This window comes from Vibrio sp. 10N.261.54.E10 (assembly GCF_002877735.2).
Classification (GTDB): Bacteria; Pseudomonadota; Gammaproteobacteria; order Enterobacterales; family Vibrionaceae; genus Vibrio; species Vibrio crassostreae_C.
Map to the genome: position 1 here is coordinate 1,322,014 of NZ_MCXE02000002.1, position 21,797 is coordinate 1,343,810.

The following is a 21,797-nucleotide window of genomic DNA, read 5'->3' on the forward strand; positions in this document are numbered from 1 at the left end:
CTACAACTTCGAGCATGTTCTGAGCTGAGCAATTCGAGCCCAAACAACCTTAGTGTTCAACAACCTAAACGTTCCAATATTTCATTACTATCAGCTAAACCACTTGGCAGGGTATATGGAACGATTGATCTCAACTCTGATACTGCCAGCTTTCTAGTGCAGTAATTTGTATCTCTGGTTGTGTGTTGGTTCATGAAAAAGGCTACAGAATTTCCTTTCTCGTCGTACACAATTTTGTAGTAATCCGAGGGTATTGCATGAGGCTCATCAGCTTTTGGTAAAGTATCCATTTCGTTACGGTAGAGAGTCCCCGTAATAACGTACAGGTTCTCTCGAAACCCAACGGCATCCCTAACTGCTTCTTCCAAGTTTTTCCATGCGCCTTGGTTTAAGTCTTTTGCTTGGGGAGTGATATTCGACAAATAGTTAAGAGTAGGCCAATAGCGGCTGCCGACAAAACTGGCTAAGGGAGCCTGATGCCCACGGTCAACATTGAGCTTACTTGAAGCCCCAGTATAATCACCTTTCTCTAATCGCTCAGCTTCAACAAGTAGAGGGTTATTTTTCCAAGTTCGATTAGTTGTTGTTCCGAAGTTAAGAATATCGACTTCATATGCGACCCAATCTGCAAATTGTGTTTTCTTGTTTTGAGAGAGCGTGTATAAACGCTCAAAGATGACAACATTACCGTCAATTTCTAGGCTAGGGCAGCCAATTGGGCAGTTTGGCGTCCGAAATTCAGCAGCACTCAAAATACCTGAGGCTAGCACCGTAATTGCTATCCATGCTTTCATTGTCATTCCTTTAGATGAGCTTCGCCTCAAATTTAGCATAACTATCAAAACGGTAGAAGTAGAGTGGGTTAACGTTTCTGAAACGGGAAGACCCCATTTGGTTTCCTCGTGAGCTTCCTTATTCTGACGTTTTTCACAATTTCGGTCTTCGAGTTGAGGATTAACTGTGTACAGAAGTGGTTTAGTGCCACAAGAAAAAGGCTCTTCACTTGTTGCCCAATTCGTCTGAGTAACTTTTGCCCGAAATGGGTTTCGTTCGATTTACATAACGAGTTACGGTATGAGATTTGACCTAAGTTTTCTTATACATGTATTGCCTCTAAAGTTCAGGCTTTACCACCTAAGCTAGACATCAAGATTTCCGCTTATTTAGTGAACTTAACTTTGGTCTTGATAAATTGGTTGAATACGAAAACACTCGGCATATACCAAGTGCTTTTTGTTTGTGCTTATCCGAACTGAATAACCGTTTAAACTTGCTTACGAACCTGCAACACGCTCAGTACCGATAGTGAAAGGAAAAACGCAGGATCAGTCCAACCAAAGCCAACAAAGATACCAGTGAAAGCCGCATACAGTGTGATGATCGCCCCAAGCATATTGGTTACAACCAAACCTAGGATGAGCTTTTTGGCGCTGAGCCCCGCTTCAATATCTCGTAATAACCAAGTTATCGCTGCGATGCCGCCAAGAAAGATACTGGTGTGCTGAGAGAGAAAATACGCGTATTTATCATTGATCTCTACACCGTACATTGGCCACATGACAGTGGGTAAGAAAAACAGCGCTAAGGCAAACCCTGCGTATATGATGCCGTGTAGGCTTAAAAACATTTTATTGTTCATTTGGTCTATCTCTATTTCGTGTCTTTTGCTATTTCTTCTTTCATTTCACTATTTTTATTTTCACTCAGGAGTGAACGGTTGAACTAGCCGTTGATTGGGCCTTTATTAATGGTAGTTAATGGTTGGTTCACGTCAAAAATCACGCCGCGAACTTTATCCACGCCCATCTCTTTTAAGCGTGCGCTATGCATTGCTAGGTAAGTCTCTGCACTGAGTTGGTCTTCAAAAAGGTAGACTCCACCACCCAGTTTTTTGGCTTGGTTTTCAGTCCAGATTTTCCAGATCAGCCCCGATTCATTGTTGATAGACTTTGCTAGGCCAACGAGTGCGTTCGACATCTCTTCACCAAATGGGCCGTTAAATTCAAAATCGACTTGTAATAATTTCATGGTTATTTCTCCAAACAGATACTTGGTATTGCGCTGAGACTCCTGTCATATCGCAAACATAGGAGGCTTTATTGTCTGTTTAGATATTACCTTTAAAAAATGGACTGGAAAGTTCATAATATTGCCATTAAATGTCAGGATTTTAGACCAATGAGATTAAAGACCACCCTCGACCAATGGCAAACACTCCATGAGATAGATCGTGCTGGTAGCATTCAGGCAGCGGCATTGCAACTCAATAAGAGCCATACCACGCTGATCTATGCGTTGAGAAAACTGGAAAGTCAACTAGGCGTGTCGTTGGTTCAGGTTGAAGGTCGAAGAACGGTGTTATCTGAAGACGGTAAAGCGTTATTGCGCAGGGCTAGCAGCATGCTGGAACAAGCGCGAGAACTAGAGCTGATCAGTGAGCAGTTAGCAAAGGGGGTTGAGTCAGAAATAGTAGTCGCAGTTGATCATTTGTGCTGTCTTGAGCATCTTTATAAGCCGATGGCTAATTTTATGGCAGAGAACAACAGTACATCGATACAAGTGGTAGAAACATCACTGTCGAAGACCACTGAAATGGTCATTCAAGAACTGGCTGATGTTGCCATCATTAATCTACCCATAATCAATTACCCTGCAGAAGCCTTTGGTTTTACCAAGATGGAGCCTGTTGTGGCGAGTTCGCATCCGATAACTAGGGGGACGTCTATATCGCTCAACCAGCTCTCGTCGCTGCCACAAATTGTGGTGAGAGATTTAGGCTCGATTGAAAAACTGGGCGAGAAAAAAGATGTGGGCTGGTTAAAGTCGAGTCAGCGCATTACGGTTGATAATTTCGACCATGCCTTTGGTGCAGTAGAGCAGGGGGTGGGCTATTGCAGGCTGCCTAAGCATATTGTTGATAGCCGAGGTAGTGAGAAACTAACGGTACTGAATGTGGAAAATGGCAGTGGCTATCATGTTCCATTGCATCTGACTTTACCTAAAGGGATAAAAACGGGGCCTGCGACAAAACGTTTTTATGAGTTGCTTCTTGAGTCAGCCTCACCCTTACCTTCTATCTCCTGAGCAACTTCCAAATCAAGTTCGATTTGAAACTAGCGAGGCGGGAGACCGTTCAAGAATAGCACGCCACATTCACCAGTGTAGGGAAGCCTTTCTTCCTCCAACTCGTTGCTATCGTGTTCGAAGAGTTTCAAAGTTATTCTTGTGTAATGTTTAACGAGATTTGGTCTCCAGATTAGTAGTATTGCAATACCTTAGATAATCCATTGTTCTCTAATTTAGTAATGTAACTAGCTCATTTTTGTCCAAAAATGTTTCAGGACTACTTAGAGATTGCACAACGACCAACACTGACCCAAAGACTGCCATAAGGCAGTCTTTGTCTTTGCAAGTGCCACTCCCCACGAGGGAGGGTGATAAGAGGCTCGTTAAGTATCGGTGACGCTATTAATCAAATTAGCTGCAGGGCTCTCAAACAGATGAGTGTAACAGTTAACGCTTTTCTATCACTAACGCGACTCTACCTACAACCCTTACTTCATCTTCTTCGAGGGTTAGAATCGAACCGTTAAAGCTGATGGCTAGCTTTTTGCCTGGTAAGCGCTGGATGTCGTTTAGCGAGAGTAGGCCGTCCATATCAACTAGGTATGTACCGCTTACTGCATGGTGAGATTCTTTATTTATAAGGAACGTAGTAGTTCCATCTTTGATTGCTATTACATTACTCACACCTAACTCGTCTAGAAGAGCTTTATCGAATGCAAGTATCCCTTTCCCAACCAATTTACCGTCGTCAATAGAGAAACAGTCGATATCGAAAAGAGTTTTCGATTCGTTCTTCTTATTAATATGCTTTTGGGTTGGTGTTTTAGGGTACGGTTCGCCTTTATCTAGAAGTAACCATTCAAGTGAGACTCCAGTGCTCAAATGAGTCCTTACTGCAATTTCAAAGGGAGTAAGGTTTCTCTGTCGCCAAGTCGCGATTGTTGATTTTGGGATGCCAAATACGTCTGCTACGTCCTGTTGGCGGTCTGAATTCGTGATATCTATCAACTTCTTGATAATATCTCTACCTCCCAAATACGATATTTGGTCTATTTTAAGTTGCTTGTTATTCATATGTGATCAATAATCGCAATTGAGTTCGAAATGGTGGGGTGCAACTCGTCATTCCGAAATTAAACATTCAATGACCAAGCAGGATATCATTATGCTCTCATATCAAGTAGTCCTAAATACGCCTTTCATGACGTACGACCAATACTCTCAGTTCTCCGGAATGCCGAAACGCACCATCATGGATTGGGTAGCTGATGGTCGCTTACCTATTAAAACTAAAGCAAAAGGTAAAGAAACCCCTCTCATCAATATGGTCATGTTGCTAGAAATGGCAACGCGTGAAACGTTGGAGAGAATGGGGTAAATAGCCATGCGTTTATCTTTCATAACTTCGACCAAAGAGCTTTGTCCGTTGGGGCTAACATTCTTGGTTGGAGTTTCGTTGTCATCTCGTCTTTCTTCAATTGAGTATTGGTTATGAACGGAATTGACTCAATAGGCGAATTTTCTCGCACAAAACAAGGGGCCTTTAATGAGGCGTGTTGCGTGTTCGCTAGGTCAGAGAATATGGCTAGGCTGGCAGAGGTCATAGGGATGAGTCCGACCATGCTGCGGAATAAACTTAATCCTGATCAGCCTCATGTCCTGAGTTGTGTTGAAGCCATCACTCTCGCCAAAGTGAGCGGTAATCACATTATTGTAAACAGCTTACTTCTTGGACTTGGGGTGGTCACCGCTTATATACCGCCCAACACTACCGATGATGCCTTTGTTTTGTGCGCACTAGAGAGCTCGACCCATTCGGGTGAGTTGTCTCGAATGGCTTTGGAGTATGCAGGAAAGCCTAGGCTTACTCGGGCACAGAAATATGAGATTGTTCAGACCGTACACGCGAATATCAGCGGTCAGGTTTTGCTCCTCAATAGTTTGGAAAAACTGAATCAAGGTGTTGGTCTGCTCAAAGCGATAGGGCGGAAAGGTGGGCGCTAGTGGTATATCAGTTTCAAGTATTCATTCGGAGGGGTGATGCTCATTGCTCCGGATCATAAGCCATCTTCTGAAAGGTCTGGTCATGGATTAACAGAGGAAGATAAGCGAAGAGGCCTTCGCTATATCAGGCGCATCCGACGCGAGTTATGTGACCGTCAACTTTCGCCATTATTGGTTGAGTGGATGAGGTTAACGTATCAATTAAGGCATTCGAATCGGGTGTTTGAACAAGTACGGCTGCGAATTCGTTTATTCGGTCTTGAAAAGCGAATGCAAAGAATCAGACAGCGTTGGCTTTAACGCGTTGTCCTTAGCCTGAGTAACGTCATTGGCTGCTCCCAAAGGAGAGCCTGTTAGCCAAGGAAAACGTGATGAATAATCATGAGTGGGCGGTCATAGGCGGTAAGGTGCTTCAAATAAGCCAAGAAGCGGTCTTCTATCTAGCGGTAGTGAGCGAAGACCAATGGCGTGATGCATTCCGCTGTCCTGTGAAAAGCGGGGTGAGGGGAAATGACGAACACTTAACAATTGAACGCCTGAATGGAAAGGATTCATCAGGTTCGACAGGCTTATTGGGCGCCACTAAGAGCGTCAACTCGGTCGTAACGTACGAGGCCTTGGAAAGGGTGTTTATCCAGAGCGAGTCAGGAAGTCAACGTGGACAAGGGACGGTGAGGGCGAGCCGATGACGGCTCATTCTGAATACGCTGCGTCTTCGTCTATGTCGTGTTTGAGCCGGTTGCTTGAGGAAGCGCCTTATTTGTCGAGGTGCAGTGACAACAAAACCGCGATGCTAATTCGACCTCGAAACTACGCCGTCAGATGGCCCTATATGCAGGTCAATCGAAAAGAGATGCAGGCGTGGATGGTTTTCGATATTGATCATGAACACCGAGCTTTCCCCAATCCCTACATTTGGCAAGATGAAGGGTTGCCGCCCCCCAATATGATTGTCCGAAACCGTACCAGTAATAAAGCCCACCTTTTTTATGCCATTGTACCGGTTTGCACCAGTGATCAGGCTCGCTCCAAACCCATTCAGTACCTCAAAGCCATTTATCGCGCGTTAGCCTTGCGATTGGAGGCGGACTTGAGTTATTCAGGGCCTGTTGCCAAAACGCCCTTTCATCCTTGGTGGCAGACAACCGAACTTCACCGCAGTGTCTATGAACTTAACGAGTTAGCGGATTCGCTTGAACTGGAGAGTACGCGGCCGTGGCTTCGTCAAGAGAGTGACGTTTCTTATTCCCGGAATTGTACTTTGTTTGAACGTACTCGCCGGTTCGCTTATGACATCGTCGACGAAGAAAGGGAAAAGGGCAGCTATACGAATTTTAAAGGCCGTGTAGAGAGCTTTGCACATATCAATAATGCCAATTTGGTGGGTAAGCCGTCTTTGCCATGCAGTGAGGTGTTAGCGGTGGTAAAAAGCGTCTCTCGTTGGACCTGGGATAAATATTGTGCTCGGTCAGACTGCCAGCGAGGTGTGATGAGGTTGGATAGTGGATTAAGTTTACAGGAAAGGCAGCGTAGAGCGGCCAGAAGAACTCATAACCTTCGTCGGACGAAGACCACTCGCCGAATTATCCGCGCCTGTCTGTTTCTGTTACGCAAAAATCAGGAGCTCACGATTGGTTTGGTGGCGCGTAAGGCGAACTTGTGTCGCCAGACCGTCAGTCGTTACGTCTATCTGTTTGAATGGGTCAAGTCTGCTTTATCCGAAAGTAGGCGAAATGGGCCAGAGCCTCGTGGTAATTATGCTGTTCATCAGATATCTGCCCCTATAACGTTAGAGAGGGCGGAGTATGAAGTAGGGAAAAAGAAGGCGGTGCTTGAGTCGGCTTTTCCTTGAGTTAAATAATAATGAGTAACTATCGACTAAAAACGAGGTCCCTTAGTAAATTCAATTATGGAGTTGAGACTAGGTTGCATTTATTGGACACCCGATCATCTCCTCTCTTACTTTTTGTCCGCGAGCTCCTTTTTAAAGACATGAAATGTGTTCTAAGGGTGAGTCGACATGACCCTGTTCAATGTGATTGATGTCTCAATTTGTTTAAATATGGATTCACCCGCTCCATATTGCTGTATATTTACACAGTAACTTAAGGGAGGAGTTATGTCTTTTAAAGATAAAGAGACACTGTCAACAGGAATTGAATTCATTGTTGAAGCCGTAGCGGTGAAGACGAATGGCCAAGATCATTCAGCGTTAGGCTTATATCTGATCAGCTTACTGTTAGAAGATCAAAAGATTGGCCTTGATTGTGATGAAAAAAGGACGGTAGTACCGCTTGGTAAATCGCGTACAACACATCTTGATTTGGGCTGGAAGTGCCCAACGTTTTAGATTTGGTTGTGTTAGTTGGCGCTTCATATAGCTGTGGGACAATTACTAAGGTACAGGATAGACAATTGATGGAAAAGTACAGGTAAGCACTCACAAGAGTCTTGGACCAGTTAAGGCTAAACAGTGTGTGATAAGCAGTATGGTTAGCTAATTGGGTGGACTTTGTAATGATAGTTATTCAACTCTTCACTTGCTTGGCACAACTCATATGTGAAATAAGGTTGGGTTGCTAAGCTCTTAGTGAATCTGTCTAATTCATTCGTATGTATAAACAGCGAAATGGGTGCAATCTGACGGTTTTCATTATCGAAGCAATGATCAATATGTGCTCTGTCGATATAAACAACGTCCATTTCCTGCTTAGGGGTCTCTTCAATAAGTTTTGTTTCTAATCCGCTCTTCTCAAAGCGTTCTAACAAGGCATAAAGCTTATCAACGTCGTTTTTGCTCTCTATCGCTGAATATTGAGATAAAACGCTTTCTAAGTGTTTTTCGATTGAGCCAAATTTACTCTTCATCAAACAAACAGTTTTAAGCTTTTTCTTGATAAGGCTATATCGAGCTTGTTTGATTTTTGGCTTTAAGAAGTCAATGATGATCTTGTTTCGTTGCTCTTCTTTAACAAAGTGACTGGAAGTTTTTACTTTGAAGTAAAGGTGAAGAAGAGTGTTTTCGAAGGTCGACTTAAGAAGTTGATGGTATGAATGTTCTGACATTGTTCACATCGATTATTTTCTGGTGAGGGTATCTTATCACAAGAATAGCAAGGCTCTAAGGCCGAAACCCAAGTGACGCCATTTGCTGTTTGTGTGTTGTTGAGTGAGTTTCCTACTCATAAGAAGCATGACTTAAGAGTGATTCTTAACGCTCAATATCTCTGCGCTAAACCTGGCACCTTGAAAGTGATACGACAGTATCACTTTATTACTCTTATTTTGGAGTTACTCTTATGAAAGTCGAGATCGTTACTTCCCTCAAGCGTCAAGCGTCCCAAATCCTAGCGGACTTACACGACACCAAAGAACCTGTGCTAATCACCGAACACGGTAAACCTTCTGCGTATTTGGTTGATGTGGACGACTATCATTTTATGCAAAACCGTTTGGTTATCTTTGAAGGGATCGCATGTGGTGAGCGCGCCATTTCACAAGGCAAGTCCTTGAGTCAGGATGAAGCTAAGGACAAGATGTCAAAATGGCTGAAGTGATTTGGAGTGAGCCGCGTGATCGGACCTCAAGGATATCGCGAAATACATTGCCCTTGAATATCTGGTTGCGGCCAAGCAGATGATTCAAAATATTTTCGACAAAGTTGAACACCTCAATTACCGAGAAGTTGTGGTCAACCCTTGTCGTGTTTTTTGCAAGCAAGACGGGGACAAGGTGTACATCTTGTTTGTGATGCGCGCGGAGCAAGGTTTATGTTGATTTTTGTATGAGCAAACAGTCAAGCGTCTGTGCCACCTCTGATAAGCTGATGGTCTACATCCGTTAAGACTCGAGTATGGCGAAAAAGAAAAAAAGGAACGCCAATCTAGGCGCCTCGCCAAACCAGTACTTTCATGGACGGAGGTTAAACTGATCACCAGTCGACGACATCGTATCGAGGGCGCATTAAGCTTCAGGGTGTCGACCATCTCTAGACAACAAGTCTTACCCGAATACGAGCGTATTTGGGAACAAACCATCGTCGAAGAAGCTTACCAACAAGCGATGGGCGAGTTATTAGATCAGGGCGATGTCGTGTTAAGAGTAGAAGACTCAATGGGCTTCTCATTCATTATGGGTATTTTCTTTTGGGAACACCTTTCTACAAACAGCCGCAATGAACAGTGGGATTTCACTTCCATGACTCTGCCCAGTGGGTGACTCAATCTTGTCGTGGCGTTCAACCAGTTGGCGCTGCTCATCACGCCAGTAGGCAAAACTTAGCCATTCTTTGGGTTTAAATTCGCGTCTTTCTGGTGTGAGTCAGATAGCTCCAAATATCGATGGCGCGTCGGGACTTGATGAATCCGATTCATGCTTAAACAGTGTCCCCCGTCGTAGTCACAATATTTTCAATTTCAGAACTGACTTTGATTCTAGTGTTGGGATTAACTTAACCAAGAAGTTTTGGTTGGTGAGGAGCCTAATAACTTGATTCATACGGATAGTGATCTCGCGGCTGGTGTCACTTTCTTTAGGATTTTTAGTGTCTTGACATCATCGACTGGTAACGGGGGAATAACTTTAAGTGTTGATAGAAAAAGTGTATTACATATGTAATACATTGACAGTGTGCTTTTTGTTTTTTATTGTGTATTACACATGTAATACATGAGGTGTTTATTATGAAAACTAAGATCATCAGCGCGGCGAACCAAAAAGGTGGCGTTGGAAAAACCACGACTCTTGTCAATTTAGGGGCTGAGCTTGCACGAAAACGAAAAGTGTTAGTTATTGACCTCGATCCTCAAGGAACTGCTCTAAAACGTTAACCGGACAACGTGATTTTAAGTTTGAAGAGACGGTGGCTGCTTTGTTTGATAAGCCTAAAGTTGTGTCCATTGTCGATTTAATTCAACCTGCACAGATTAATGGGAACTCTATTGAAAACCTCTATGTCGTTCCCGCTGATGTTCAGTTGTCACGTGTCATCGAAACATCACTGACAAAGATTAATCGTGAACGAATTTTAGAAAAGCAATTAGCGAAGTTAGGTGATACCTATGATTTCATTCTTCTTGATACTCCACCAAACTTATCCCTAACGACTCTTAACGCAATCCAGGCTTCAGACCTTATCTTGATCCCTGTAGATTCAGGTGCATTTTCATTAGACGGCATTAGCTCTTTACTCGAAGCTGTCTATGAAATTAAGGAGGATGAAGGCAATTATCTGATCTTGAGGAACGAGGTCGACTCAAGAAACACTATTATTAATGAGTTCATTGATGAGGAATTGGAGGTAGTACAAGATAAATTGCTACCAGTATCTGTCCGTCGTTCTGAGCATGTTGGACAAGCTAATGCCGTTTCCTCTCCTGTGCGCTTTTATAAATCGGGATCTCTTGTTAATAACGATTACCGAAAACTGGCTGCGTTTCTTTTGAATTTGATGTAATACATAGGTAATACATATGAGCAAGTTGAAAAAACGAGGAGCTATAACAGCTATCTCTACTGACAAGAACGAAGGTTCAAGTAAGTCGACTGGAATTACGACTGTCAAAAAGAAAGTGACGACATCTTATATGGTGCCTCCTCTGACTCTTAGAATGTCACTTACTGATAAAGAACGGATAACCGATTGGGTAGCAAATCTGCAAGAGCAGACAGAGAGAAATGTGTCTGCAGCGAAACTGTACCGAGCTTTGGCTTTATATCGAGACAAGATAGATGATGAAGAGCTCGTTGAGTTGATTAATAAAATGAATTGAATATGTATTACCTATGTAATACATATTTGCTTTTAAGGCTCTGTATCTATTTTAAGACATTTCATAGAGCCTTAGTTTGGACTTAACTTCTAGCACGGATGAACATGACACTTGAAGCGTCTTATTACCTGTTCTGGGCCTTCTCTCCTTGTAAAGACTAACACTTTAAACGTGTCTTTAATCATGACTCTTATCGTTGCCTTGGTTCCCCTGCAGCTAGGCCTTGTTTGAACCCCGTTATTGTCCTAAGAGTCATAGCGCCTTGTCGTTTCCTCCTCGTTGTTCTCTCTGTCTTCGAATAAGTTCGTGTAAGGGCTTGTTTTCTTATGCGCCGATTTTCTTTCACTCGCATCATTTTCGGGCATGCAGGCTGTTAACCGTTTCTCCCCACAACCTGCTTTACAAGGGAGGCTTCGCCGCTGCGCGCCCTTGCAAAGCAGAACGATGTTGAGAGAGCGGACAGCCAAGCGGCTCCGAAAAGTGATACTCAAACAGAAAGGAAACTCTCATGGCGCAACAAAACTCAACCCCAACTCTCTCTAATTCAAATTCATCGACCAGCGTTTCGCCGCTGGGGCACGAAAGCTCACCAAAAAATGATGTCTCTAGTCCTTTGGCGGTATTGAAGTTGCGCTCTCAAGTCAAAAAGTGTCGTGATGAGGCGAAAAGAAAGTCTGATTGGGTTTCCAAAATCCAGCGTTTGAAAATGTTCAGTCGTCGCCAGTCGCCAGAGCAGCAGGCTGATATCGCAGCGTTAAAAGACCAAGGGTTCGTTGAAGCTATCAAGCAGCAGTTTCCGCTATTGGGATCGCGTCGTTTTGCTTTCCATGAAATCCGTGATTTTTTCATCGAATTAAATGGTGCTGGCTTTGGTGAATGGTTTCTTCACGAGCGAGTGGATCACATCATTCTTTACACCACTTACGGTTCTGTGTTTCCCGCGTTGCGCTTTGTGACAACGGGAGAGGGGACGTTTAAGTGCTCAGGGTTTTGTTTTGATGTGCGTTTTGGCGCTTAGGGGGTCACATGAAAGTGCGTTCTACAGTATCCGCTGACATATCCATGCACGTGATTTGGGTGAATTCGACCGACTTTGATTCCACCGTAAAGGCCGTCAAGGTTCATGAAATTTTGGTGAATGAGTTTGGGTATACCGACGCCTTAATACTAGAGCAAGGCAACCGAGGCAAGGGGGTGAGTATCAGTGTGTGTGACCTGACTACCACCATTAAACAGATGCGAGAAGACTACGGCTACGCAAAGAAAGCAGAAAGGACGATAGGAACAACCTCTGAGCATCGCACGTCGGCTAAGGCTTTACTCTCTTGTCTGTATGACGACTAAAGTCGGCAGATGCGTGACGGCTCAAATACTCATCAGATCATCAATCTGTCTGAATTTTGTTTCGATATTCCAACTGTTTGCGGTATTCAAGCGGTTCGTGTTTATAGACGAGCAACGCCCTGTTCGGTCTTGTCCTAAGTAGCCAAGGTTATCGAGTGGCGCAAGTCGAGTAACCAGCAGGGCGCTCTCTTGGTGGGGAAGGGACATTTCTACCTGGGCGACGTACTTTGGGTTGAGATATTGGCTTAGGCTGTCCTTTTGGCTTGTTGTCGCGACTTCCTTTAAACCGTCCCATTTGAGAACCCTCACGCAAGGGAGGCTTCGCCGCTGCGCGCCCTTGCGCTGCAGAACCTGCAACTGGGTACGGACAGTCAGACGCTCACCAAGACCGAAAGGAAATACCATGTCAGCACTTGTTCAATACTCAAATGTTTCGTTATTCACATCAGAAGAAAAGGGCACCCTTGACCAGGCCGCAAGCATTCTCAAATCCAAACTGTTTATTTCAGAACAAACGCCATTAACCTCGCCTGAATTGGTGAAATCGTTCTGCCAAACGTCCTTGGCCGCTTGTGAGTCTGAAGTGTTTGGGATTATCTTCCTCGATAATCAACATCGAGTGTTGCGCACCAAAGAGATGTTCTACGGTACCGTTAATGCCGCTTCGGTCTATCCGCGTGAAGTCGTGAAAGCGTCGCTGGCCGCGAACGCGAGTGCGGTTATTCTCTATCATAACCACCCAAGTGGCGACGCCACCCCAAGTCAAGCTGACCGACGCATTACCCGTCAACTGACGGATGCGTTGGCATTGGTTGATATCCGAGTACTGGACCACTTTGTGGTTTCATTTGAGTGTGTGGTGTCTTTTTCTGAGCGAGGCTGGATTTAAAAAAGCGGCTTATGGCCGCTGATTGAAACAGGGTAGGAGACTACCCTTTAACACATTTTTGGACAGAAATGCGTTAGAGCAAGGAGTCTAAAGTTGGGTCGTAGGATGAGGAAAAATATGGTACTCAAATAAAGTTTACCCTGCACCCCACATATCCATGTTATCAATCAATATCATGAGTTCGGTAACTAGGAAATAGATAAGTAACTGATACCGAGAAGCTCAAGAAAGAGCTTGAGCTATTGACTGATGATATTCAAGACTGCCTAGATTTAGATGATAAACTACCTACAGTTGTGACTTTTTCACAAAGTCCTGATTTTTTACAGGGCTTTGTGTTTTCTCCTATTGAAATAATATACAACGGACACCATATCGTTATTGTCTATTTCACAGGATAATATTATGAATACTAAGAAAACCTCTAAATCAGTTGCTTCAAAAGCAGCTAAGGCCCTTTCTGATCCTAATGCTTCAAAGATTCAAAAGTCACTAGCTGCTAGCGCAATGGCTCAAGCTAGTTCATCAAAGCAAACAGGCAAAGACATGGAGACTAAAGCCTCAAAGGTTCTTCAGTCAGACAAATACAGTGACGATACCAAAGAGTTTGCTGCTTCGGTGCTAGCTCAGTCAAACAAGAAGCGATAGGCAATATGATTAACGGCATTAGTAAAATCAAGAGTCTTCGCTCATTCGGAATTTATGAGAATTACATCAATGATGGTTGTGATGAGTTTGCGAAATTTAATCTTATCTATGGTTGGAACGGTTCAGGTAAATCGACATTATCTCGATTGTTCCGTTGTATTGAAAACAAGAGCTTAGATGGCACCAACTACACCGAGTCAGCATTTGAAATCGAGTACAGCTTGGATGGTCAAGCTCAGAGTGTCCTTACTCAACAAAACCTCTCTCAGAATCAGCTAAACATTCGGACATTCAATAATGATTTCGTTCGTGAAAACATCGATTGGAGTGGCACTGTTAAGAGTATACTGCTTGTTGACCAGCAGAAAATCGAAGAACGAAAGCAATTAGATGAACAGAATAAAACTCTCAAACTAAAAGAATCAGCTTCAGAAAAAGAAACAAAGATAGCTGATGACCTCGATACCGAGATTAACAAATTCCTGTCACGCACAGCGAAGAGTATCAAGACGAGCTTAAAGGTAATTGGGACCGAAGATAGTAAGTACCTTAACTACAACAAAACCTCACTTGAAAATTTGATTAGAACTAGCTCTGCGGAAGTTGTGGATTCTGCGTCAGTTCTTACCGATGAGCAAATCATTCTTCATACCAAGTCAGCTTCTCCTGTCGAAAAAGATAAAATTTCATTTGCAGCAAATACAATCAGGCAAGATTATTTTGAGTCGGGCTTCAATGCGCTAACTAAGTTGCTAAGTAAGTCAGCGGTTAATGAAGTCATTGAGTTTCTTAGAGACAACCCCGATGTTCAAACGTGGGTATCAAGTGGTATGGCGGTTCATGATGAGCATAAATCGGAAGAATGTCACTTTTGTGGAAATAAGATAGATGAATCAAGGCTCACTAGTTTAAATAATCATTTTAGTAATGAATTCAAACTATTGAAGCAGGAGATTACTGAGGCAACAAAGTACTGTTGTGATTTACCTGAGCTTACTTTACCTGGTGTTGAGTCATTTTTTGATGAGTTTCAGACTGAGTACAAAGAAGTAGTAGCTCCTTTGGAGGGTGTTGTAACTGAAATCAATATTATCGTAGAGCAGTGGCGAGAATGTATCGATAAAAAATCAAATAATCCATTTGATATCTCTCAAAAGATTTCGTCTGTGACAGTGGATTTGATAGACCAATATAACAAAGTGATTCTTGATATCGCTGCTTGTGTGAAAAAACACAATGACAAATCAGGAAACTTCCAGGCTGTTACGACCACACATAAAAAAACACTTGAGCTCCATTACGCCGCTGATGAAGTTATCGATTTTGATTACAGTAAAAAAGTAGAAGATACAAAGGCCGCAAATGGTACTGTGCTGAAGTTGAGTGACGAAATTTCTGCAATTAAGAAAGAAATACAGAGACTTGAAGCAGAATTATCGAATGAGTCAATTGCCGTAGATGCTTTCAATGCTGAGCTAGCGAAGTTTATTGGTAGAACTGAGTTAACTTTGAAGTTTGATGCAAAGCAGAAAGGTTACCGAATTTCACGTAATGGATCCGATAGGCACGCTCAAAACCTGAGTGAGGGTGAGAAAACCGCCATAGCATTTGTCTACTTCGCGACGAAACTCGAAGAGCACGATAATGATATTAAGAATACGATTGTCGTGATTGATGACCCAGTTTCTAGCTTTGACTCTAATCACTTGTTCCACTCGTACTCATTCTTGAAAAAACACTGTGAGCAGGCAAAGCAGTTGTTTGTAATGACGCACAATTTTTCCTACTTCAAGTTGGTTCGTGACTGGATGCTGAAGAAAAATAAGATGCGTAAACAACCGCCAGTGATTAAAGCAAGAGCATATACGATTGAAAGTAAATCTGACGGAGTGCGTCAGTCTAAATTGGTTAATGCTGGTGGTTCATTGACTGATTATAATTCCGAGTATCACTACCTGTTCTCTAAACTTTATTATCTCAAAGAGAAACAAGAGCTTAATCTTGATGAAGTGTATTTGTGTGCGAACTTGTCAAGAAAGCTGTTGGAATCTTTCTTGTGCTTTAAGTTTCCTAAAAAGAGAAGTGATTTTAGACAGTTGGTTGATGATGGTGTTAGGCATTACCCAGCAATCAAACCTGAAGATGTTGAAAAGGCATATCGCTTCATTAATAAATATTCTCACAACCAAGAGATCGAGTTAGAGGATAACGCTGATAACTTGCTTGGTGAGTCGCCTGCGATTCTCAATATCATATTAGGTATTGTTAAGACTATCGATGAGGCACATTACACTGAGATGGAAACAGTAGTTACTGCTTGATAGTATCAAAAGGGAGTCTTAACGACTCCTTAACTTATCCGTAATACCTTTCTCGATAAGGCGTGTTGTCACTCTTTCGTGAAAAGGGGGAGTCAGAACCGCAATTTTTACTCTAACAAACTTCAGGTCGAACGGGCACTTTCGTGTTGCAATGCCCCCAGAAACTGTGAATCTCGCTGACTCAACGCTGGACAAAAATGAGCCAGTAAATTTCCTATATTAGCAACTGATCAATAACTTTTTGTATGGAAAAACGGGTTTTAGAAAGCTAGTGTGACGAATAAAATCGCATCACACCAGTAAAAATGTTTGGTCTAGGGGGGAGTAAACCTAACTTAAATTACTGAAAATATTATTGAATTTTTCTAAGTCAACAATCTCATTATCTTCAATCCATAAAAAGAAATTACTCTGCCACCTCTGAGTTTTCTTTGCTGAATCGGAAAAAACTTTAGATTTCAACTCTCCACGGCTTGAAGTCCACGGCGGAAAAACTCTGAAGGCCATTTTTCCTTTAGCTTTGTTTGAGGTTACAACTCCCTTATCAATCAAAGCAGTCAACGGGAAGATATAAATACCTCTCTTCGATATGTCGTAATCACTAACCTCAACAAAAAGATAATCTAAATCATGTTCTTCGTAAGGCATCGTCCTTCTCGGATCGGTACTATTTTCATCAGGTCTCTTCCATATTGATAGAAAATTACCTGGTCTATCTGGTGTAACATTCCCCTTTCTATAAAGTATTTTTTTTCCATCTATTGAGAACTCAAGAGCTTCATACTTACTATTCTGAGGATATCGATCTAACACGACGTGACTGGTTAACTCGCATCCTTTAGAGATGAAGTTATGACGTATAAACACACTTACCTGATTAAGATACTGACACTGAGACAAAATGTTCCCCCTTCAAAAATTCGATCCAACATAGTACACGTTAATGAGCCGTTATCTAGTGAAGAAAGTTACACAAGTAAAGAATCAGCACAAATGAAGGTTCTAGACATAAACGCGTTAGATTAATGACTCTAACGCGTGTATCTAAGATTAGATAAAGTATCTTGAAACCTTAAACGCTTGTTATGTGTAATTTTCTATGTACTTCCTTAAGGACTCTTTCGGTTCAAACAAAGGGCTAACTGGAAGTTTAAGATTCAGTTTTTCTATTTCTACTGCCGAAAAGCCAAAGATATTTTCAAACTCACGCCAATTACTTTTGCTGACTTTTTTTATGATTCGAGAGTCCAGCAACAACTGGGAAAACTCTTCAGGGCTATACCCCTTAGTCTCGGCAATAAAATGTTGTGCTGAGGAAATTCGACCTTGCACCAACGATAAATAAAACCTTGCGATGTCATTGACGTGGATGTATTGGTTATGACCTTGAGATGTTATAGCTACTTGAATCGTTTGGTCAGATAAAGAGTCGACAATTCGCTTTAGCTGACAGTTTTCACCGCCATAAACCAAACTAGGACAATAAACTACATGCCACTTCTTTTTAATAGCACTACCTATTGTAACTGCGTCCAGTTTCACCACATCTAAAGGCTTCAACCTAAACACTTTGAGGTCGTTGTGAGACGCATTACCGAATAGCCAAACGCCCGAAGTGTGAATTTTGGTCGCACCTTCAGCCGCTAGCCTATCCAACTGCGTTAGCAGCTTGGACTCTATAGCAACTATTTCCTCTGGCGAAAATTCTGACCAATGTGGACGAGCACAATTTACAACAATATCAAAGTAACCAGATAAATCTGCGGGCACTTTAGTGAGCTTTCTAGCATCAGGTAGGACACCGCTAGCCCTGCTGTATGTCGAAACTTCAAAACCACTTTCAACAAACATCTTCGTCACGTGGCTACCAATATATCCATTGGCTCCTGCTATAAGTACTTTCATTCTTTCCCTGAACTTTGGATTACACATAACACTTTTTATACGGCTTTTAGCTGCTTTTTATACTCCTATCATGCAGCCTTTTTAATCATTGATCAATTTACAATCAATGGGTTAATGATAGATATTGTGTATTAGATTGCAAAATGACGCATAATTTTTAAAAAGCTTACTTCGACACTCCCTCGGATAACTACAGGTAAGGCAAACGTACAATCACAGATTGTGAGTAAACTTTCGCGCTGAAAAGGAATGGGACACAAACGTGCTAGAAAATGCCACGGGTAAAAATTCAGCCTACGAAGGTTCTGGACAAAAGTGAGTCAGTATCCATTATTGATGGTGCAGATCATATTGGATCACTGCCACAGTAGTCGAACGGCACTCGTAAAAGTGATTACAGTCAAACTAAGGTAATGACAAGCTTCATGAATCGTTTAGCCCTAAACGGCTAATTTCCACCTATTAGCCATAAACGGCTAAATTTGCATTATTAGCCATAAACGGCTAAATTGGCATCTACATGAAAGAAGGAGTTTTAATGTGGAGCCTACCTCTAAACCTATCGCAGTGATCAGCGGCGATATTGTCAACTCAACCAAGCTAACATCTGAACAGTTTGAACAACTTCTTAAACGAATCAAAGACATTCAGAGACTGATCACCGCAGGAAATTCATCAAATGCGCACAGTATTGAGCGTGGCGATGAATTTCAGACCGTGGTGCATGATATTGAAAGCGCTCTGAGATACACCATCATTTATCGTATTGGCATTAAAGCGCTTGGCAAAGAGTTTGATAGTCGCATTAGCCTTGCTATTGCCTCTAATGCCGATTTGCGTGAGTCTGTCTCTGAATCGATGGGTGAAGCATTTGTTCTTTCTGGGCGTGGACTAAAAGCCTTAAAAAGCGACAGGTTGTTATTTAACTCTGACCGTTTCGAACTCACTGAGCACTTTGACTTACTCTTTAAGTACCTCGATAGACAACTAACGGAATTAACCTCGCGCCAATGTGAAGTTATGCTTCCGATGCTTCGAACCAATGAAGGTTTGTCTATTAGTGAGTTAGCAGAAAAGCTCGATGTTGCTACTGCCACTGCCAGTAAGTCTCTTAAAGCTTCAGGTTGGCCGCTAATCAGTGAGCTAAATTGGCGATTCATAAACCAAGTGAAGGGACTCAAGTATGTTTAATTTTTTTGATGTTCTAATACCGTTCTTGATGATTCACATCATCTGTGATTTTTACCTCCAGCCGAACCAATGGGTAGAAGCAAAGAAAAAATACACTTACCGTTCAACTGAACTGTACTTTCACTCACTATTACACGGTGTCGCGTTGTTAGTTCCTGCTATAGCGTTAGGTATTGACTGGCGCTCAACTACTTGCTTGGTAGTTATCATAGCGGTAAGTCATTTTATTATCGATTTGTGGAAAGTAAGAGCACGAAATGGTGGTAAGTTTTCCTATTTTATTATCGACCAGACTTTGCATGTATCAGTGCTAGTAGCCATTGCCTTTCACATGGCAGATGGTGTAATGATCGATGCCGTACTACAAGATGAGAAGTTCTCAGATGGTGTTATGGTGGTATTTGCTTACTTACTAATTCTCAAGCCAACTTCGATTGTGATTGGCAGCGTCTTAAGGAAGTTTCCAATATCAGATCAAGATACTACTAGTATTAGTGGTCTTATCGCAGGTGGTGAGTTGATCGGTTATTTAGAGCGAGTGTTAATACTGACCTTTACGCTTGTGGGGAGCTATGCAGCTGTGGGTTTTGTATTGGCGGCTAAGTCAATATTTAGGTTTGGTGAGTTGAATAAATCAGACGACCGAAGCATGACTGAGTATGTGCTGATTGGTTCATTGATATCGGTGGTGATCACAACACTGGTAGGTACCTTAATATCACTTGGTTTGGGTGTGAAAATTAAATGACCAAAAAGGTATTCGGCAGTTTATTACTAGATAAGCTCGAATTTTACGGGATAACGATCAATTACAGGGAAGAGAGTTGCCCTTCTAATGTAGTGGATTAGCAGATTTGGTCACATAGTTAGAGCTCTAGACATAAGAACAAGTAGGTCAAAATTGGCGGCTGCATTCTGTGATAGCTAGCTGCCGAAACGCAGAATGGGGCAAAGATTACTTAGAGTAAATGAACTAAATTGATGTGTAGAAAGAAACCAACATGGTGCAGAATTTTTATCATGGTACTGATTTGACGACCTTAAAGCTCGAATCAGGCAGCTTTATAGAAGAAAACTTACGGCCTTACTATTCGGATGTCCTTTATTCTCTTAAAACGTCTCAGGGGGAAGGGTACGTCTATGCGTTAATCGAGCACCAGAGTCGGCCAGATAAACACATGGCGTTCAGACTGATGCGTTACGCTATCGCTGCCATGCAACAGCATATTGAAGCGGGTCATGAGCATTTACCCTTGGTGATCCCTTTGCAGTTTTACCATGGCCAAGTCTCGCCCTACCCATATGAGATGAATTGGTTAAAAGGTTTTGCTAACCCTAAGATGGCTAAGGCTCTCTATACTCAAGATTTTCCATTGGTCGATGTCACTGTTATCTCCGATGATGAGATAATGCAACATCGCCGTATCGCGTTACTTGAACTTGTACAAAAGCACGCTAGGCATCGCGATATCATGGATTTCCTTGAGCCTCTGGTCACATTGCTCTTAACCGATTACACTACAGATAAGCAAGTACAGTCATTGATGAGCTACCTACTCCAAGTGGGTGAAACAAGTAACCTAGAAGCGTTAATTACGTCACTGGTCTCATCAGTACCGAAACACGAGGAAACACTTATGACTATTGCAGAACAATTGCGCCAACAAGGCGAACAACGTGGTCGCCAAGAAGGGCGCCAAGAAGGTATACAATTAGGTGAGGAAAAAGGTCGTCAAGATGCACTCAAGGAGATGGCGCGTAAGATGCTGCTTAATGGTCTAGATCAACAAACCATTATGGATGTCACGGGATTGAATACAGACGAACTCGCACAACTTTCTCATTAGCTGCTCAAGCATAAAGGGTTGTGTGGCAAAGTGGTGGTGTTGATAAAATCTGCCTGGAGATAAAGCTACATCGTCTATGGCTAACCGTTGGCTTCTAACTGGCATAGCCAGAGCTATAATTTTTGTTTGTAGTTTTGACATTTACTATCATTTCACCTATCTGAGCGTTGTAGTATTTCAAACTCGTTTTACCGCTCGTTAGCGCCTTTTCCGCTTCATTTATTGCTCCACCCTCTTCCCAAAGCATTACCTTCTTTCGAGGTGAGTTTCAGTGAGGGACAACCTTTCTTTTTTAGAGGCTCATGGCACAACAAAACTGACTTCCGCACTCATGGTTTCGGGTGTATCGACATGAACAGCCAAGTGCAGCTTTTGCCATGCTCTGCGTTTCTTTGCATCAAGCTTTTTCACTTTCCACTCTCCCTGACCAAAAAGATGGAGGCTAATTGAGTTAATGGCTAGACGGCGAATAGCCCTTTAGATTTATTGTGATATTTGACTTGAACCGCGTTCGAACGCTTACCCTTGAAGATTGAGTACGGACGGTTCTTTTTCTAACGCCAATCAATCTATAAAGTACGTATTAAACTTAAATATTGGGCGTTCTCCCTTCGGTCGGCTCATTCCGTCGCTTCACTCCTCTCGCGATAACTTATGGCACTGTTATCGAGCAAGCTCGATGTGACATTAAGTTACTGCGAACAATCACCCAACGCCTCCGCTACTGCGTAGCTGCGCTTCGTCGTGCCTCCTTATTGCCTTTCACTGGCTTCAATTAAGTTCGAGTAAGGGCTTGTTTTCTTATGTGCCG

Annotated in this window: 24 protein-coding genes and 4 pseudogenes; 20 read left to right on the top strand and 8 right to left on the bottom strand. The window is 42.5% G+C overall.

From position 1 onward, the window contains the following. Positions 1-56 precede the first annotated feature (56 nt). From BCU07_RS17110 to BCU07_RS17120, 3 genes are all read right to left on the bottom strand, one after another. The gene (locus BCU07_RS17110; protein ID WP_016800233.1) at positions 57-794 is read right to left on the bottom strand and encodes a DNA/RNA non-specific endonuclease; all 738 of its coding nucleotides are present in this window, start codon (positions 792-794) and stop codon (positions 57-59) included. Between the two features lie 470 nt (positions 795-1,264). Then, on the bottom strand, positions 1,265-1,639 hold the full coding sequence (locus tag BCU07_RS17115) for a hypothetical protein (protein WP_016800234.1): 375 nt from the start codon (positions 1,637-1,639) through the stop codon (positions 1,265-1,267). 83 nt (positions 1,640-1,722) lie between these two features. Further along, positions 1,723-2,028 carry a monooxygenase gene (locus BCU07_RS17120; protein ID WP_017059571.1) on the bottom strand — a complete coding sequence of 102 codons (306 nt, stop codon included), beginning with the start codon at positions 2,026-2,028 and terminating at the stop codon, positions 1,723-1,725. Between the two features lie 150 nt (positions 2,029-2,178). Here BCU07_RS17120 and BCU07_RS17125 point away from each other — a divergent pair, with 150 nt between their 5' ends. Further along, complete coding sequence (locus BCU07_RS17125; RefSeq protein WP_029203681.1) at positions 2,179-3,084, top strand: LysR family transcriptional regulator; 906 nt, start codon at positions 2,179-2,181, stop codon at positions 3,082-3,084. 429 nt (positions 3,085-3,513) lie between these two features. On the opposite strand, the gene BCU07_RS17130 is transcribed toward BCU07_RS17125, so the two are convergent. Then, positions 3,514-4,140, bottom strand: coding sequence for a phage repressor protein CI (locus tag BCU07_RS17130; protein ID WP_016799972.1), 627 nt, complete (start codon positions 4,138-4,140; stop codon positions 3,514-3,516). A gap of 91 nt (positions 4,141-4,231) precedes the next feature. Between BCU07_RS17130 and BCU07_RS17135 the strand changes: the two genes are divergently transcribed. The 5 genes from BCU07_RS17135 to BCU07_RS17155 all read left to right on the top strand — a co-directional run bounded on the left by BCU07_RS17135 (position 4,232) and on the right by BCU07_RS17155 (position 7,420). Beyond that, positions 4,232-4,444, top strand: coding sequence for a hypothetical protein (locus BCU07_RS17135; RefSeq protein WP_029203682.1), 213 nt, complete (start codon positions 4,232-4,234; stop codon positions 4,442-4,444). A 203-nt stretch (positions 4,445-4,647) separates the two neighbouring features. Next, positions 4,648-5,070 (top strand): phage regulatory CII family protein, encoded by a 423-nt coding sequence (locus BCU07_RS17140; RefSeq protein ID WP_318276423.1) that lies wholly within the window; start codon positions 4,648-4,650, stop codon positions 5,068-5,070. Positions 5,071-5,441: 371 nt separating this feature from the next. Next, positions 5,442-5,759, top strand: coding sequence for a hypothetical protein (locus tag BCU07_RS17145; RefSeq protein WP_016799975.1), 318 nt, complete (start codon positions 5,442-5,444; stop codon positions 5,757-5,759). Further along, positions 5,756-6,922, top strand: a complete 1,167-nt coding sequence (locus BCU07_RS17150; RefSeq protein WP_016799976.1) for a replication initiation protein — start codon at positions 5,756-5,758, stop codon at positions 6,920-6,922. Before BCU07_RS17145 ends, BCU07_RS17150 begins: the two co-directional genes overlap by 4 nt. Before the next feature lie 267 nt (positions 6,923-7,189). Then, complete coding sequence (locus tag BCU07_RS17155) at positions 7,190-7,420, top strand: hypothetical protein (RefSeq protein ID WP_016799977.1); 231 nt, start codon at positions 7,190-7,192, stop codon at positions 7,418-7,420. 143 nt (positions 7,421-7,563) lie between these two features. Here BCU07_RS17155 and BCU07_RS17160 read toward each other — a convergent pair whose 3' ends face one another. Further along, entirely contained in the window at positions 7,564-8,136 is a 573-nt protein-coding gene (locus BCU07_RS17160) for a DUF2913 family protein (RefSeq protein ID WP_016799978.1), read from the bottom strand. 233 nt (positions 8,137-8,369) lie between these two features. Between BCU07_RS17160 and BCU07_RS17165 the strand changes: the two genes are divergently transcribed. The 11 genes and pseudogenes from BCU07_RS17165 (at position 8,370) to BCU07_RS17215 (ending at position 16,043) form a co-directional block, all read left to right on the top strand. After that, positions 8,370-8,627 carry a type II toxin-antitoxin system Phd/YefM family antitoxin gene (locus BCU07_RS17165; RefSeq protein ID WP_016799979.1) on the top strand — a complete coding sequence of 86 codons (258 nt, stop codon included), beginning with the start codon at positions 8,370-8,372 and terminating at the stop codon, positions 8,625-8,627. Next, positions 8,615-8,847 (top strand): annotated as a pseudogene (locus BCU07_RS17170) (type II toxin-antitoxin system RelE/ParE family toxin). The gene BCU07_RS17165 and the pseudogene BCU07_RS17170 overlap by 13 nt, the downstream one beginning before the upstream one ends. 198 nt (positions 8,848-9,045) lie before the next feature. Further along, the gene (locus BCU07_RS17175; RefSeq protein WP_240700347.1) at positions 9,046-9,288 is read left to right on the top strand and encodes a hypothetical protein; all 243 of its coding nucleotides are present in this window, start codon (positions 9,046-9,048) and stop codon (positions 9,286-9,288) included. Positions 9,289-9,752: 464 nt separating this feature from the next. Further along, positions 9,753-9,887: pseudogene (locus BCU07_RS17180) on the top strand (ParA family protein); the annotation flags it as partial. A gap of 44 nt (positions 9,888-9,931) precedes the next feature. Continuing rightward, positions 9,932-10,525, top strand: coding sequence for a ParA family protein (locus BCU07_RS17185; RefSeq protein WP_413286174.1), 594 nt, complete (start codon positions 9,932-9,934; stop codon positions 10,523-10,525). 16 nt (positions 10,526-10,541) lie between these two features. Then, positions 10,542-10,841, top strand: coding sequence for a hypothetical protein (locus BCU07_RS17190; protein ID WP_016799982.1), 300 nt, complete (start codon positions 10,542-10,544; stop codon positions 10,839-10,841). A gap of 508 nt (positions 10,842-11,349) precedes the next feature. Further along, positions 11,350-11,859, top strand: a complete 510-nt coding sequence (locus BCU07_RS17195; RefSeq protein ID WP_017059569.1) for a hypothetical protein — start codon at positions 11,350-11,352, stop codon at positions 11,857-11,859. An 8-nt stretch (positions 11,860-11,867) separates the two neighbouring features. Beyond that, positions 11,868-12,185, top strand: coding sequence for a hypothetical protein (locus BCU07_RS17200; RefSeq protein ID WP_017059568.1), 318 nt, complete (start codon positions 11,868-11,870; stop codon positions 12,183-12,185). A 403-nt stretch (positions 12,186-12,588) separates the two neighbouring features. After that, positions 12,589-13,074, top strand: a complete 486-nt coding sequence (gene radC, locus BCU07_RS17205; RefSeq protein WP_017059566.1) for a RadC family protein — start codon at positions 12,589-12,591, stop codon at positions 13,072-13,074. A 405-nt stretch (positions 13,075-13,479) separates the two neighbouring features. Next, a complete protein-coding gene (locus BCU07_RS17210) occupies positions 13,480-13,722 on the top strand; it encodes a hypothetical protein (RefSeq protein WP_017091124.1) in 243 nt (80 codons plus the stop codon). A gap of 5 nt (positions 13,723-13,727) precedes the next feature. Continuing rightward, positions 13,728-16,043 carry an AAA family ATPase gene (locus BCU07_RS17215; RefSeq protein ID WP_017091125.1) on the top strand — a complete coding sequence of 772 codons (2,316 nt, stop codon included), beginning with the start codon at positions 13,728-13,730 and terminating at the stop codon, positions 16,041-16,043. A 330-nt stretch (positions 16,044-16,373) separates the two neighbouring features. Here the strand turns inward: BCU07_RS17215 and BCU07_RS17220 are convergent, their stop codons facing one another. Together BCU07_RS17220 and BCU07_RS17225 are read right to left on the bottom strand one after the other, a co-directional pair. After that, positions 16,374-16,856, bottom strand: coding sequence for a MepB family protein (locus tag BCU07_RS17220; protein ID WP_017091126.1), 483 nt, complete (start codon positions 16,854-16,856; stop codon positions 16,374-16,376). Between the two features lie 270 nt (positions 16,857-17,126). Next, complete coding sequence (locus tag BCU07_RS17225) at positions 17,127-17,948, bottom strand: NAD-dependent epimerase/dehydratase family protein (protein WP_102429049.1); 822 nt, start codon at positions 17,946-17,948, stop codon at positions 17,127-17,129. Between the two features lie 540 nt (positions 17,949-18,488). On the opposite strand from BCU07_RS17225, the gene BCU07_RS17230 reads away from it, so the two are divergent. The 3 genes and pseudogenes from BCU07_RS17230 to BCU07_RS17240 all read left to right on the top strand — a co-directional run. Continuing rightward, a complete protein-coding gene (locus BCU07_RS17230) occupies positions 18,489-19,139 on the top strand; it encodes a hypothetical protein (protein WP_016800250.1) in 651 nt (216 codons plus the stop codon). After that, the gene (locus tag BCU07_RS17235; RefSeq protein WP_102429048.1) at positions 19,132-19,887 is read left to right on the top strand and encodes a DUF3307 domain-containing protein; all 756 of its coding nucleotides are present in this window, start codon (positions 19,132-19,134) and stop codon (positions 19,885-19,887) included. The genes BCU07_RS17230 and BCU07_RS17235 overlap by 8 nt, the downstream gene beginning before the upstream one ends. Before the next feature lie 244 nt (positions 19,888-20,131). Next, positions 20,132-20,986, top strand: a pseudogene (locus tag BCU07_RS17240) (Rpn family recombination-promoting nuclease/putative transposase); the annotation flags it as partial. Between the two features lie 90 nt (positions 20,987-21,076). Here BCU07_RS17240 and BCU07_RS17245 read toward each other — a convergent pair. Continuing rightward, a pseudogene (locus tag BCU07_RS17245) lies at positions 21,077-21,507 on the bottom strand (IS5/IS1182 family transposase); the annotation flags it as partial. Positions 21,508-21,797 lie beyond the last annotated feature (290 nt).

Bases quoted from the DNA above. Each gene is read 5' to 3' on its own strand.
- BCU07_RS17110 (WP_016800233.1), bottom strand. From the start codon at position 794: ATGAAAGCATGGATAGCAATTACGGTGCTAGCCTCAGGTATTTTGAGT.
- BCU07_RS17115 (WP_016800234.1), bottom strand. From the start codon at position 1,639: ATGAACAATAAAATGTTTTTAAGCCTACACGGCATCATATACGCAGGG.
- BCU07_RS17120 (WP_017059571.1), bottom strand. From the start codon at position 2,028: ATGAAATTATTACAAGTCGATTTTGAATTTAACGGCCCATTTGGTGAA.
- BCU07_RS17125 (WP_029203681.1), top strand. From the start codon at position 2,179: ATGAGATTAAAGACCACCCTCGACCAATGGCAAACACTCCATGAGATA.
- BCU07_RS17130 (WP_016799972.1), bottom strand. From the start codon at position 4,140: ATGAATAACAAGCAACTTAAAATAGACCAAATATCGTATTTGGGAGGT.
- BCU07_RS17135 (WP_029203682.1), top strand. From the start codon at position 4,232: ATGCTCTCATATCAAGTAGTCCTAAATACGCCTTTCATGACGTACGAC.
- BCU07_RS17140 (WP_318276423.1), top strand. From the start codon at position 4,648: ATGGCTAGGCTGGCAGAGGTCATAGGGATGAGTCCGACCATGCTGCGG.
- BCU07_RS17145 (WP_016799975.1), top strand. From the start codon at position 5,442: ATGAATAATCATGAGTGGGCGGTCATAGGCGGTAAGGTGCTTCAAATA.
- BCU07_RS17150 (WP_016799976.1), top strand. From the start codon at position 5,756: ATGACGGCTCATTCTGAATACGCTGCGTCTTCGTCTATGTCGTGTTTG.
- BCU07_RS17155 (WP_016799977.1), top strand. From the start codon at position 7,190: ATGTCTTTTAAAGATAAAGAGACACTGTCAACAGGAATTGAATTCATT.
- BCU07_RS17160 (WP_016799978.1), bottom strand. From the start codon at position 8,136: ATGTCAGAACATTCATACCATCAACTTCTTAAGTCGACCTTCGAAAAC.
- BCU07_RS17165 (WP_016799979.1), top strand. From the start codon at position 8,370: ATGAAAGTCGAGATCGTTACTTCCCTCAAGCGTCAAGCGTCCCAAATC.
- BCU07_RS17190 (WP_016799982.1), top strand. From the start codon at position 10,542: ATGAGCAAGTTGAAAAAACGAGGAGCTATAACAGCTATCTCTACTGAC.
- BCU07_RS17195 (WP_017059569.1), top strand. From the start codon at position 11,350: ATGGCGCAACAAAACTCAACCCCAACTCTCTCTAATTCAAATTCATCG.
- BCU07_RS17200 (WP_017059568.1), top strand. From the start codon at position 11,868: ATGAAAGTGCGTTCTACAGTATCCGCTGACATATCCATGCACGTGATT.
- radC (WP_017059566.1), top strand. From the start codon at position 12,589: ATGTCAGCACTTGTTCAATACTCAAATGTTTCGTTATTCACATCAGAA.
- BCU07_RS17210 (WP_017091124.1), top strand. From the start codon at position 13,480: ATGAATACTAAGAAAACCTCTAAATCAGTTGCTTCAAAAGCAGCTAAG.
- BCU07_RS17215 (WP_017091125.1), top strand. From the start codon at position 13,728: ATGATTAACGGCATTAGTAAAATCAAGAGTCTTCGCTCATTCGGAATT.
- BCU07_RS17225 (WP_102429049.1), bottom strand. From the start codon at position 17,948: ATGAAAGTACTTATAGCAGGAGCCAATGGATATATTGGTAGCCACGTG.
- BCU07_RS17235 (WP_102429048.1), top strand. From the start codon at position 19,132: ATGTTTAATTTTTTTGATGTTCTAATACCGTTCTTGATGATTCACATC.